This is a genomic window from Nocardioides sp. SR21 (assembly GCF_022761125.1).
Lineage (GTDB): Bacteria > Actinomycetota > Actinomycetes > Propionibacteriales > Nocardioidaceae > Nocardioides.
On the sequence record NZ_JAKWJR010000007.1, the window covers coordinates 235777 to 248996 of the forward strand.

Genomic DNA, 13220 nt, shown 5'->3' on the forward strand with positions numbered 1-13220 from the left:
CGCTACTCGACCACCGATGGTCGCGGCGGGCTGTGAGGTCTCGAAACGCTCGCTGGCGCTCGCTACTCGACCACCGAGTTCGATGCTCTGGGATCTGCGCAGCGAGCTCTGAGGTCACAGCGACCTGAGGTCTCGATACGCTCGCTGGCGCTCGCTACTCGACCACCGAGTTCGATGCTCTGGGATCTGCGCAGCGAGCTCTGAGGTCACAGCGACCTGAGGTCTCGATACGCTCGCTGGCGCTCGCTACTCGACCACCGAGTTCGATGCTCTGGGATCTGCGCAGCGAGCTCTGAGGTCACAGCGAGCTGAGGTCTCGATGCGCTCGCTGGCGCTCGCTACTCGACCACCGAGGATCGGAATTCCGGTTGCCGAGTGTTCGTCGCGAGGAACGAGTGACGGACGTATCGAGGTGCCGACTGGTGAGTAACGCACCCGGGGACCTACTGTCGGAAGCGTGTCAACGACGACGCATGAAGTAGACCTGTCCGAGCTCCTGTCCGAGGCCGTCGAGGTGGCCCGCTCCAGGAGCACCAGTGGTGGCCCGCCGCCCGACGAGGTGGCTGCCCTGCTCCGGGCCTATTACCGGCACCTCGCGGCCGAGGACGTCGGTGACCGCTCCGCGGTCGACGTGTACGCCGCTTTCGCGTCCCACTACGAGCTCGCCGCGAACCGACCGCAGGGCACCGCCCGCGTCCGGGTGCTCACCCCGTCGCCCAGCGACCACGGCTGGTCGGCCGGTGGGCACTCGGTGGTCGAGGTCGTGGTCGACGACATGCCGTTCCTCGTCGACTCGCTGACCATGGAGCTGTCGCGCCAGCTGCGCGACGTGCACCTGGTGATCCACCCGCTGTTCGACGTCACCCGCGACATCACCGGGACCCTCCAGAAGGCGCGCCCGGTCGCGCACGACGGCGGGCCCGGCGGGGACCGGGACCTCGCGGACGGCCGCGAGTCCTGGATGCACGTCGAGATCGACCGGATCCCTGACGGCGACGACGTCGCCGAGATCGAGGCCTCGATCCAGAAGGTGCTGCGCGACGTCCGGGAGGCCGTCGAGGACTGGGACAAGATGCACAGCCAGGTCTCCGCGATCGTGGCCGAGCTGCAGACCGACGCCCCGGCCACCGTCGACAGCGACGAGGCCCGCCAGGCGGCGGCCCTGCTGCAGTGGCTGGCCGACGACCACTTCACCTTCCTCGGCTACCGCGAGTACGCGCTCGAGCGCGAGGGCGACGACGAGCTGCTGCGGGGCGTGCCCGGCACCGGACTCGGCATCCTCCGCGCCGACCAGGACCTCGCGAGCACGTCGGGGCGGCTGCCCGCGACGGCCGCGGCCAAGGCGCGCGAGCAGACCGTGCTGGTGCTCACCAAGGCCAACTCGCGCTCGACGATACACCGCCCGGCGTACCTCGACTACGTCGGCGTCAAGAAGTTCGAGAACGGCCAGGTCGTCGGCGAGCGCCGCTTCCTCGGGCTCTACAGCAGCGCGGCGTACACCGAGTCGCTGACCCGGATCCCGCTGCTGCGCGAGCGCGCCGCCGCGGTCCTCAAGGAGGCCGGGTTCCCGCCGCAGAGCCACGACGGCAAGGCGCTGATGGACACCCTCGAGACCTACCCGAGGGACGAGCTCTTCCACACGCCGGTCGAGGAGCTGGCGCCGATGGCGATGGGCGCGATGCACGCGCGCGAGCGCCGCCGGCTGCGGCTGTTCATCCGCCGCGACACCTACGGCCGCTACGTCTCGGTGCTCGTCTACCTGCCGCGCGACCGCTACAACACCGCGGTCCGTGAGCGGTTCTCCCAGATCCTGCAGGAGAGCCTGGGCGGCGACTCCGTCGAGTTCACCGTGCGGCTGACCGAGTCGACGACTGCCCGCGTCCACTTCGTGGTGCACCCGCCGAAGGGCTCCGCGATCCACGACGTCGACACCGTCGAGCTGGAGCGCCGGCTGGCCGAGGCCTCCCGGTCCTGGCGCGACGACCTGGCGTCCGCGCTGCTCGCCGAGTTCGGCGAGGTCGCCGGCACCCGGATGGCGCGGCAGTACCAGGACTCGTTCCCCGAGGGGTTCAAGGAGGACTTCTCCCCGCGCATCGCCGCGCTCGACCTCGGCCGCCTCGAGGAGGTCCCGGTCGACGAGGACGGCGCAGGGATCCTGGTGTCGCTGTACCAGGACCTCGACCCCGGCCGGGGTGACGCCCGGCTCAAGGTCTACCGGATCGGCCCGTCGCTGTCCCTCTCTCAGCTGCTGCCGATGCTGTCCTCGCTGGGCGTGGAGGTCGTCGACGAGCGACCCTACGAGCTCGACGGGCTCGAGCGGTCGACGCACATCTACGAGTTCGGCCTGCGCTACCACCGCGCCGCGCTGCCCGACGACTCCCGCGAGCTCGTCGAGGCGGCGATCCGCGCGATCTGGGACGGCCGCAACGAGATCGACGGCTTCAACGCGCTGGTCCTCGGCGCCGGGCTGACCTGGCGCCAGGCGACGGTGCTGCGGGCGTACGCGAAGTACATGCGGCAGGGGAACTCGCCGTTCGCCCTCGACTACATCGAGGGTGCGCTGCTGCAGAACGTCGACATCACGCGGCTGCTCGCGCTGCTGTTCGAGATCCGCTTCGACCCGCGCGCCGACCACGACCGCCAGGCCGACATCGAGCAGCGGATCATGCAGGCTCTCGACGACGTCGCGAGCCTCGACCACGACCGCATCCTGCGCTCGTACCTCGCGCACATCCGGGCCACGCTGCGCACCAACTACTTCCAGCCGGCGGCGGACGGGGGAGTGCGGTCCTACATCTCGTTCAAGATGGAGCCGTCCGGCATCCCGGACCTGCCGCAGCCGCGGCCGCGCTACGAGATCTTCGTGTACTCGCCGCGCGTCGAGGGCGTCCACCTGCGGTACGGCGCGGTCGCGCGCGGTGGCCTGCGCTGGTCCGACCGCCGCGACGACTTCCGTACCGAGGTGCTGGGGCTCGTGAAGGCGCAGATGGTCAAGAACACCGTGATCGTGCCGGTCGGTGCGAAGGGCGGCTTCTTCCCCAAGCAGCTGCCCGACCCGAGCGTCGACCGCGACGCGTGGCTGGCCGAGGGCGTGGCGTCGTACAAGACGTTCATCTCCGGCCTGCTCGACATCACCGACAACCTCGTCGACGGCGCGACCGTGCCGCCGTCGGACGTGGTCCGTCACGACGGGGACGACTCGTACCTCGTGGTGGCCGCCGACAAGGGGACCGCCACGTTCTCCGACATCGCGAACGGCGTCTCGGAGGACTACGGCTTCTGGCTCGGCGACGCGTTCGCGAGCGGCGGCTCGGTCGGCTACGACCACAAGGCGATGGGCATCACCGCGCGCGGCGCGTGGGTGTCGGTGCAGCGGCACTTCCGCGAGCGCGGCATCGACTGCCAGACCGAGGACTTCACCTGCGTCGGCATCGGCGACATGTCCGGTGACGTGTTCGGCAACGGCATGCTCTGCTCCGAGCACATCAAGCTGGTGGCCGCCTTCGACCACCGGGACATCTTCCTGGACCCGAACCCCGACCCGGCCGTCTCGTTCGCCGAGCGGCAGCGGATGTTCGAGCTGCCCCGGTCGAGCTGGCAGGAGTACAACCGCTCGCTGATCTCGGAGGGCGGCGGCGTCTACTCGCGCTCGCTGAAGAAGATCACGCTCAACGACTCGGTGCGCAGCTCGCTGGGCATCGACGCGTCCGTGGAGTCGATGACCCCGGCCGAGCTGATGAAGGCGATCCTCGTCGCGCCGGTGGACCTGCTCTGGAACGGCGGCATCGGCACCTACGTGAAGGCGTCGGACGAGACCCACGCCGACGCCGGGGACAAGGCGAACGACCCGATCCGCGTCGACGGCCGCGACGTACGCGCCCAGGCCATCGGCGAGGGCGGCAACCTCGGCTGCACCCAGCGCGGCCGGATCGAGTACGCCCGCGAGGGCGTCGGCGGCGCCGGTGGCCGGATGAACACCGACTTCATCGACAACTCCGCCGGCGTCGACACCTCCGACCACGAGGTGAACCTCAAGATCCTGCTCGACCGGGTGGTGAAGGCCGGCGACCTGACCCAGGAGCAGCGCAACAGCCTGCTCGCCGAGATGACCGACGAGGTCGCCGACCTGGTCCTGCGCGACAACTACGACCAGAACATCGCCCTCGCCAACGCGGGCGCGCACGCGTCCTCGATGCTGCACGTGCACGAGGCGTGGATCCGCAAGCTCGAGCAGGACGGCGTCCTCGACCGCGAGCTCGAGGGTCTGCCGAGCAGCAAGGAGGTACGCCGCCGCCTCGAGCAGGGCGAGGGCCTGAGCAACCCCGAGCTCTCGGTGCTGATGTCCTGGACCAAGATCGTGCTCGCGGAGGAGCTGCTCGAGTCCGACCTGCCCGACGACCCGTACCTCGACCTGGACCTGCGGGCGTACTTCCCGACTGCGGTGCGCGAGGGCTTCGAGCCGCAGATCCACGAGCACCCGCTGCGCCGCGAGATCATCGTGACGCAGGTCGTCAACGACCTCGTGAACGGCGCTGGCATCACGTTCTGGCCGCGGCTGGCGGGGGAGACCGGGACCACCGCCGCCGAGCTCACGCGGGCCAACTTCGTGGCGCGCGAGATCTTCGGCTCGCTGGCGATGCGGCAGGAGCTGAACGCCCTGGACAACAAGCTCGACGCTACCGTGCAGACCCGGATGCGCCTGGAGATGCGCACCCTCGTCGAGCGGGCGTCGCGGTGGCTGGTCAACAACCGCCGTCCTCCGATGGACAGCCAGGCGACGGTCGAGCAGTTCGCGGGGCCGGTGCAGAAGGTGATGGCCGACCTGCCAGACCTGATCACCGGTCGCGAGCTCGAGAACTACCGCGAGCGCATGCGGCGGCTGGTCGCCGGCGGCGTGTCCGAGGACCTCGCCAGCCGGGTCGCGGTGCTGCCGACGGCGTACATGCTGCTCGGCGTCATCGAGACCGCGGGTCGCGAGGGCCTGGATCCCGCGGACGTAGCCCGGGTGCACTTCACCCTCGGCGAGCGGCTCGGGCTGCCCAGCCTGGTGCAGCGGATCCTGGGGCTCTCGCGCGCGGACCGCTGGCAGACCATGGCCCGGGCCGCCCTGCGCGACGACCTGCACGCCGTGCACGCCCAGCTCACCGCCCAGGTGCTCGCGACGACGTCGTCCGAGGACCCCGCGCCGGCCCGGATCGCGGCGTGGGAGGCGGCCGACGACGTGGTGGTCCCGCGCGCGGCCGCGACCCTCGACGAGATCTGCGCCGACGAGCAGGCCGACCTCGCCCGGCTGTCGGTGGCGCTACGGGTGGTGCGCGGGTTGCTGGCCACCGGTTAGGGCGCTGACCCAACCCGGGGCGGTTCGGGCCGCATCTGAGGGGTGTGGAAGCAGTGATGGAGTTCGACGAGTTCTTCCGCGCCACGTGGCCGCGGCTCTTCCGTACGGCGTGCGCCGTCGCGGGTGACGCGGCCTCGGCGGAGGACGCGCTCCAGGCGGCGTACGCCCGCGCGTTCGCGTCCTGGAGGCGGGTCAGCACGGCCGACCACCCGGAGGCGTACGTCCGGCGGATCGTCGTCAACGAGATCCTCGGCACCCGGCGCCGGGCGTGGTGGAAGCGGGAGCGACCCACCGGCGACGTTCCCGCGACGGCCGTGCCCTCCTCGGAGGCGGCGTACGTCGAACGCGATCGGCTGTGGCGCGCCGTGCTCGAGCTGCCACCACGGCAGCGCGCGGTCGTCGTCCTGCGCTACTACGAGGACCTCTCGGAGGAGGAGATCGCCGACACGCTCGGCTGCTCCCGCGGCACCGTGAAGTCACAGGCCTCCGCCGCCCTCACGAAGCTCCGGGAGCACGCCGGACTCACCCTTGACTCGTCCGGAGGAGACAACGCATGAGCACCGATCTCATCGACCAGATCCGCACCCGTGTCGACGCCCTGCCGGTCCCGCCGGGCGATCTCGACGCCGTACGCCGCTCGGGCGGCCGGATCCGCACCCGCCGCCGGGTGGCCGCGGGCGCCGGTGTCGCCGCCGTCGTCTGCGCCGCAGCCTTCGCGCTCTGGCCGGCCGCCGACGACAGCGGGCCCGGCAGCGGCCGCGAGATCCAGCCCATCGGCCCCCTCGACTACAGCCACGGCCTGCGCGCGTACGCCGACCCCGGCGGAGAGATCCACCTCGGTGGGCGCACCCTCACCCGCGAGCAGCTCGGCGACCTGGACACGCAGGGCACAGCGACGCCGTACGGCGTGGTGTTCTCCGACCGCGGCCTCCCCAGCCTGCTGGAGGAGTCGGGCGAGATCACGGCGCTGGAGCCGGACTCCGCTCGCGGCGACTACTGGCCGACCCCGATGGCGGACTCGCAGCAGCCGCTGGTCGCCTACGGGGCGACGATCGACGGGAAGCCGCACGTCGTCGTGCGCGACCTCGAGCAGCCGGAGGACCCGGTCGCGGTCATGCGGGTGCCTGGGAACACGCAGATCGAGGCGATCGACGGCGGCCTCGTCATCCTCAGCACCTCCGACGGAAGCCGGCTCTGGGACCCGCGTGCTGGCGACCCCGTCGACCTCGGTGGACCACGAACGCGCATCGCCGACTTCCGCAACGGCGTGCTCCTGTACGACGGTCCCGCGCCCGACGGTCCCGCCGCGGCCGACCTCCGCCTGGTGCCCGGCGCCATCGACGCGCAGCTGACCTTCGACGGCGGCCACATCCTGTACTGGTCGAACAAGCTGGAGTCGACCGACGGCAGCCCGCCGATCGTCCTCGACGAGAAGGCGACGTTCTTCAACGTCGACACCGACGGCTCGATCCTGGCCGCCGCCTTCGCGAAGGGCGGCGGCGCCGAGGTCTACGACTGCGAGCTCCCGTCGGGGCGCTGCGAGCCCCTCGGCCACCTCCCGCTGACCGGTGGTGACCCGATGTTCATGGGCAACGACATGTGACGACCCGGAGTGGCGCCTGTGGTCTGCGCGGGTCGACCGTCGTGGTCAGCGTCGAGACGGCTTCGGTGGTTGAGGTGCGGGGTCCGGTGGGGCGGTAGCCCAGGTGGTGAAGGTCTTGACCCGGTGGTGGTGTCGATCGCCGAGACGGTCGTCCTGCTGGTGCCCTGTGGTCTGAATACCCGGTCGACCGGGTACTCGGTCGCTTGTCGGGGGTTGCAACGGCCGTCAAGTGACAGGAAAGGCCGTCAAGCGGTCCGGCTGGATCAGCCGATGCGACGAGAGCGGGTCGCTAGGGTCGGCGCGTGACCGATCTCGCCCGGGCCGGAGTGGCCGACACCGTCCGTCTCATCGCCTCCGGGGAGCGCACCGCGCGTGAGGTCACCGAGCAGGCGCTGCGGCGGATCGCGGACCGTGACGACGAGCTCAACGCGTTCTCCGTGCTGCTCGCGGAGGAGGCGCTGGCCGAGGCGAGTGCGCGGGACGCGGCGCCTGGGCCCGTCGGTCCGCTGCACGGCGTGCCGATCGCGATCAAGGAGGAGGTCGACGTCGCGGGCACGGTGACGACGTTCGGCGGCGAGGCCAACTCGACGCCGGCGGCTGCCGACGGCGAGGTCGTGCGCCGACTGCGCGCCGCGGGCGCGGTGATCGTCGGCAAGACCGCGATGCCGGAGTTCGGCGCGTTCCCGTTCACCGAGGGCGACTCGTTCGGCATCACCCGCAACCCGTGGGACCCGACCCGCACCCCCGGCGGCTCCAGCGGCGGTACGGCTGTCGCCGTGTCGACCGGCATGGTTCCGGCCGGCATCGGTGGTGACGGGGGCGGCTCGATCCGGATCCCCAGCGCCAGCTGCGGGTTGTTCGGTCTCAAGCCGCAACGCGGCCGGGTCACGACGGCCCCGCAGCCGCACCTCTGGTGGGCGCTCGGCACCGCCGGCCCGCTCACCCGCAGCGTGCTCGACAGCGCCCTCGTGTACGACGCGATCCGCGGCAACGTGGACGGCGACCTGTACAAGGCCGGTGGCGACGAGCCGTTCGTCGACGCGGTCGGCCGCGAGCCCGGCCGGCTGCGCATCGGGTGGAGCACCAAGGCGGTCACCCTCGGCGTGAAGCCGGACCCGCTGCACGTCGAGGCCGTGCAGGAGACCGCGCGGTTGCTCGCGACCCTCGGCCACGACGTCCGCGAGGTCGACCCGCGCTACCCGGACCCGACCGCGGCGTTCATCCCGCAGTTCTTCGCCGGCATCCGCACCGAGGCCGACCTGGTCGAGCACTACGACCGGCTGGAGCGGCGTACCCGCGAGACGTACCGGCTCGGCTCCTGGGTGACGCCGAAGGTCATCCAGTGGGCGCTGAAGCAGTCCGAGAAGGTCTCGCGCAAGGCGAACCGTGTCTTCGACGTCGTCGATGTCCTCCTCACCCCGACGCTGGCGCACCGGCCGCCGGAGGTGGGCCGGCTGACGGGCATCGGCACCGTCCGCGCCTCGCTGCGCTCGATGCCGTCGATCGCGTACGTCGCGCTCTGGAACGTCGCCGGCAACCCGGCGGCCTCCGTCCCGTGCGGCATCGCGGCCGACGGACTGCCGGTCGCCGTGCAGCTGGTCGGTCGCACCGACGACGAGGCCACGCTGTTCTCGCTGTCCGCCCAGCTCGAGGCCGCGCGGCCGTGGCCGCTGACCGCCCCGTGAGGACCGTCCTCGTCACCGGTGCCTCCTCGGGCATCGGCGAGGCGACCGCCCGGCTGGTCGCGGCCGAGGGTCTTCACGTCCTGCTCGTCGCCCGGCGGGCGGACGAGCTCGCCCGGGTCCAGGTAGAGATCGAGGCCGCGGGCGGTCGCGCGACGGCGTACCCCTGCGACCTGACGGACTACGAGGCGATCGACGCCCTGGTGGCACGGCTGCTCGCCGAGCACGGAGCGGTCGACTACCTGGTCAACAACGCCGGCCGCTCGATCCGGCGGTCGGTCGCGCTGAGCTACGACCGGTTCCACGACGTCGAGCGCAGCATGGCGATCAACTTCTTCGGCCCGGTGCGGCTCACGCTCGGGCTGCTGCCGGCGATGCGGGCGCAGCGGTTCGGCCATGTCGTGAACATCGTGACGTGGGGCGTGCAGATGAAGGCCCCGAAGTTCAGTGCCTACATCGCCTCCAAGACCGCCCTGGACTCGTGGAGCCGCGTCGCGGCGCGCGAGGCGTACGCCGACAACGTGACGTTCACGAACATGCGGTTCTCGCTGGTGCAGACCGCGATGACCGCGCCGACCGAGGCGTACTCCGGGCACGGGGCGACTCCCGAGCAGGCGGCCCAGAAGGTGCTCAGAGCCCTGCAGAAGCGCCCGATCCACGTGAACACGTTCGCCGGCAACGTCGGCGAGCTGATGAACCTGCTGGCCCCGCGGCTGACCGAGTGGCTGTTCCACCGGTTCGACCGCAGGTTCCCGGACTCACGGGCGGCGCGCGGCGGGTAGGCCGGGCGTGCTCGGTGGTGGAGCCGGCTGCCACAGGTTCACCATGTGATGCAGTCGAACCTGCACTTCACACGGCGTGCAGGCCATGTGAAGTGCAGGTTCAGCACCATCACATGGTGAACCTGCGACGACGCGCAACCAGCGGCCGAGCCGTCACCCCGCCGCTAGAGGCCGGCGCGGCGGAGCAGGATCCGGCGCTCCGCCTCGTTCCGGGTGAGCGCGGCCGCGTCGCGGAACGCCCGCGCGGCCTCCTCCTGACGGCCGGCTCGCTCCAGCAGATCGCCGCGCACCGCCGGCACCAGGTGCCACCCCGGCACGCTGTCGACCGCGTCGATGATCGTCAGCCCGGCCTCGGGGCCGAACGCGCGCCCGTGCGCGACCGCGCGGTTCACCTCCACCACGGGGCCGGGGAAGGTCCGCGCGAGCACGTCGTACAGCCCGGCGATCTCGACCCAGTCGGTGTCCTCGGCGCGCCGGGCCCGGGCGTGGCAGGCCGCGATCGCCGCCTGGAGGACGTAGCTGCCGACCGGCGCGCCGCGCTGGGCGAGCTCCTCGGCGCGGCCGAGGGCCGCGAGACCGCGCTCGATGAGCAGCTGGTCCCAGCGGCGCCGGTCCTGGGCCTCCAGCAGCACCGGGTCGCCGGCCTCGTCGTACCGCGCGCGCAGCCGTGAGCCCTGGATCTCCAGCAGCGCCTGGAGGCCGTGCACCTCCGGCTCTTCGGGCACCAGGTGGGCCAGCATGCGGGCCAGCCGCATCGCCTCGAGGCACAGGTCGGGGCGGGTCCAGTCGTCGCCACCGGTGGCGGCGTACCCCTCGTTGAAGATCAGGTAGACGACCGCCATCACGTCCGCGAGCCGCCGCTGCCGCTCCGCGCCGGTGGGCATCTCGAGCTTCGCCCCGCTGTCGGCGAGCTGGCGCTTGGCGCGCGAGATGCGCTGGCCCATGGTCGCGTCCTTGACGAGGTACGCCCGCGCGATCTCCTGGGTCGTGAGGCCGCCGACCAGCCGCAGCGTGAGCGCCGCGCGCGACTCCGGCGGCAGCGCCGGGTGGCAGCACAGGAACGCGAGGCGCAGCACGTCGTCCTCGATGTGGTCGACGGCCGCCTCGAAGTCGGGCACCTCGGCCTCGTCGAGCTCGTGCGCCAGCTCGGCGGTACGCCGGCGCAGCGTCTCGTTGCGCCGGAACTGGTCGATCGCGCGGCGCTTGGCGACCGACATCAGCCAGGCGCCCGGGTTCGCGGGGACGCCCTGGTCCGGCCACTGCTCGAGAGCCGCGACCAGGGCGTCCTGCGCCAGGTCCTCCGCGAGGTCGACGTCGCGGGTCATCCGTGCCAGCGCCGCCACCAGGCGCACCGACTCGCGCCGCCAGACGGCGGTGATCGCGTCGTGCGTCGGTGGTGCGGTCACTGACTGCTGAACATCTGCCGGATCTCCACGGAGCCCTCCCAGCCCGGCCAGTGCTCGAGGTGCAGCTCGAGCACCCGGCGGGCGCCCTCGACGGCCTCCTCGTGGGAGCGGACCTCGGTGATGGCGTACCCGCCCGCGACCTCCTTGCCCTCGGCGTACGGGCCGTCGGTCTGGGTGATCGTGGCGTCGGCGAGCCGGATCTCGGTGCTGTCACGCATGCCGGAGAGTCCGCCCGCCTCGATCATCGAGCCGTCCGCGAACGCCGCCTGCATCTCCTTGCCCATCGCCTCGACCAGGGCCGGCGGCGGGTCGCCGACGTCCTCGGTCATCTTCACGAACGTGATGTAGCGCATCTGGTTCTCCTGTGGTCGGGTCACTTTCACCCACGCGTCGGATGAACTCTTCCCGTTTCGACAGGGGACGTCACGGACCTTCAGCGCCCGGCGGCGACGTACGCGAGCTTGAAGCCGGTCCGGCCGCCGAGGTTCGGGAAGATCAGCGAGGTGTAGGCCAGGTCGTCGCTCGACACGCCGGCGACCCACCAGGGGGCGTCGCCGCCGGTCGGGTCGGCGACCGGCTTGCCGGTCTTCGCATCGAGGAACGCGCGCGAGGCACCGTCCACCCAGAGCAGGTCGCCGATCGCCTCGACGTGCAGCAGGACCCGGTTGCCGTCGAACGCCTTGGGCAGGAACCCGGTGTCGGTGACGCCGTCAGGACGCATCCGCTCGAGGCCGGGCCGCTTCCACGTCGCGTCGTACCCGCCCCAGACCTCCTTGAAGAGGCCGGCCGCGACCATGCCGTTGCCCGACCGGGCCACGTCGTACACGGGGCCGTTGATCTTCGGGTCGAACCGGTGGCGGACCTTGCCGGTCGCCGGGTCGATCTTCACGATCGCCGACCGGAGGTAGCGGCCCTCGAAGCTGCCCGCGGCGACCAGGTCGCCGCCCAGGCTGCTCAGCTCGGTGATGTACCCGCGGCGCTGCACCTGGAAGGAGTCCACCTTCTTGCCGCTCGGGCCGTAGACGTCGACCCGGTTGAGCGGAAAGCGCTGGTCGTTCTCCAACCGGCGGGCGACGTAGAGCCGGTTGCCGATGGTCGTGATGCCGGTGAGGTTCTTGACCTTCATCGACCGCGCCGCGATCCGCGCCCCGGTCTCGGGGTCGAGCGCGACCACGTCGCGGGTCCAGTCGTAGAAGTAGGTGCTGCTCTCGGCCGCGAGCGCGGACGGGTCGTAGCCCATGTGGTTGGTGCCGGCGATCCACACCGCGCCGGCGCCGACGAACAGGTCGCCGTAGGCGTTCTCGGTGGACCGGAAGCTCGGCACCGGGTCGAGGGTCTCGGCGTCGAACGCCGCGACGCCGCGGGTCTTCACGACGTCGGACATGTAGAAGTGGCCGCCGACGTACATGGAGCCGGCCGACTGCTCGACGGCGTTCACCTGGAGGTCGTACGACGGCACGTCGATGTCGGCGGCCGCGCCGGTCGCCGCGTCGACGACGGCCAGCCCGCCCTCGAAGCTGCCGCCGGCCCAGAGCTCGTCGCCGTTCAGCGCGAGGTCGTAGACGCCGGCCGCGACGTACGGGAGGTTGCCCTTCGAGGGGATGACCGGGGCGAACGTCGGGTCGAGGTGGCCGGTCTCGGGGTCGACCGCGACCAGCCGGCCGGCCTGGCCCTGGACCAGGGTGCGGTCGCTGCCGATGTAGAGCCGGTCGGCGGTGGGGAGCAGGGTGTGGACCCGGTGGTTCGCGTCGACCGCCATCGGGGTGCCGGTGTCGAACCCGGCATCCACGGCGCCGGTGTCCGGGTCGAGGGCGATCACCTCGGCGCCGCCGACGTACAGCCGGTCGGCGCCCAGTGCGAGCGCCTGGACGGGGCTGTCCGGCGGCGCGGAGAAGCCGGGGACCGGCGCGCCGGAGGTGGCATCCAGCGCGTGGATGCCGTCGGAGGCCACGTAGAGCCGGCCGGGGCCGTCGGCGGGCGGGCTGAACACCATCTCGGTGACCCGGCTCGCCTGCGGGGCGTCGAACGGCAGCAGTGAGCCGTCCTCGGTCGACAGCGCGGCCAGGCGTCCGCGCGCGGTGCCGTCGACGGACGAGAAGGAACCGCCCACGTACAGCGTGTCCTGGACCAGCACCATCGCGCTCACGAGGCCGTTGGTGACCGGCAGGAAGTCGGTGTCGAGCTCGCCGCTGGCGAGCACGTGCGCGAGGCCGCCGGCGGGCTGGCCCCCGATCCGGGTGAAGTCGCCGCCGAGGTACCAGCCGCCGGCGCCGTCGCGGACCGCCACGGAGACCTGGCCGTCGGCGATCTGGGGGCTCGGCTCGGCCGAGCCGTCCGCGGCGCTCAGGGCCGCCCCCGGGCCGGCGTACCGCCCGACGGTGTCGATAGGCGTAGACCCGGTCGCCCGCG

8 protein-coding genes are annotated in these 13220 nt (G+C 71.9%); 5 read left to right on the plus strand and 3 right to left on the minus strand.

Going from position 1 to position 13220, the window contains the following annotated elements; translation table 11 throughout:
• The first annotated feature begins 457 nt into the window (after positions 1-457).
• The 5 genes from MJ604_RS15210 to MJ604_RS15230 all read left to right on the plus strand — a co-directional run bounded on the left by MJ604_RS15210 (position 458) and on the right by MJ604_RS15230 (position 9405).
• Entirely contained in the window at positions 458-5338 is a 4881-nt protein-coding gene (locus tag MJ604_RS15210; protein ID WP_243059339.1) for an NAD-glutamate dehydrogenase, read from the plus strand.
• Positions 5339-5394: 56 nt separating this feature from the next.
• Positions 5395-5895, plus strand: coding sequence for a SigE family RNA polymerase sigma factor (locus tag MJ604_RS15215; RefSeq protein WP_243059340.1), 501 nt, complete (start codon positions 5395-5397; stop codon positions 5893-5895).
• Positions 5892-6941 (plus strand): hypothetical protein, encoded by a 1050-nt coding sequence (locus MJ604_RS15220; RefSeq protein WP_243059341.1) that lies wholly within the window; start codon positions 5892-5894, stop codon positions 6939-6941. The genes MJ604_RS15215 and MJ604_RS15220 overlap by 4 nt, the downstream gene beginning before the upstream one ends.
• A gap of 302 nt (positions 6942-7243) precedes the next feature.
• On the plus strand, positions 7244-8626 hold the full coding sequence (locus MJ604_RS15225; protein ID WP_243059342.1) for an amidase: 1383 nt from the start codon (positions 7244-7246) through the stop codon (positions 8624-8626).
• Positions 8623-9405, plus strand: coding sequence for an SDR family NAD(P)-dependent oxidoreductase (locus tag MJ604_RS15230; RefSeq protein ID WP_243059343.1), 783 nt, complete (start codon positions 8623-8625; stop codon positions 9403-9405). The genes MJ604_RS15225 and MJ604_RS15230 overlap by 4 nt, the downstream gene beginning before the upstream one ends.
• A 164-nt stretch (positions 9406-9569) precedes the next feature.
• Here MJ604_RS15230 and MJ604_RS15235 read toward each other — a convergent pair whose 3' ends face one another.
• The 3 genes from MJ604_RS15235 to MJ604_RS15245 form a co-directional block, all read right to left on the minus strand.
• Entirely contained in the window at positions 9570-10811 is a 1242-nt protein-coding gene (locus MJ604_RS15235) for an RNA polymerase sigma factor (RefSeq protein WP_243059344.1), read from the minus strand.
• Positions 10808-11164 carry a YciI family protein gene (locus MJ604_RS15240; RefSeq protein WP_243059345.1) on the minus strand — a complete coding sequence of 119 codons (357 nt, stop codon included), beginning with the start codon at positions 11162-11164 and terminating at the stop codon, positions 10808-10810. The genes MJ604_RS15235 and MJ604_RS15240 overlap by 4 nt, the downstream gene beginning before the upstream one ends.
• 80 nt (positions 11165-11244) lie before the next feature.
• A complete protein-coding gene (locus tag MJ604_RS15245) occupies positions 11245-13098 on the minus strand; it encodes a PQQ-binding-like beta-propeller repeat protein (RefSeq protein WP_243059346.1) in 1854 nt (617 codons plus the stop codon).
• Between the last annotated feature and the right edge of the window lie 122 nt (positions 13099-13220).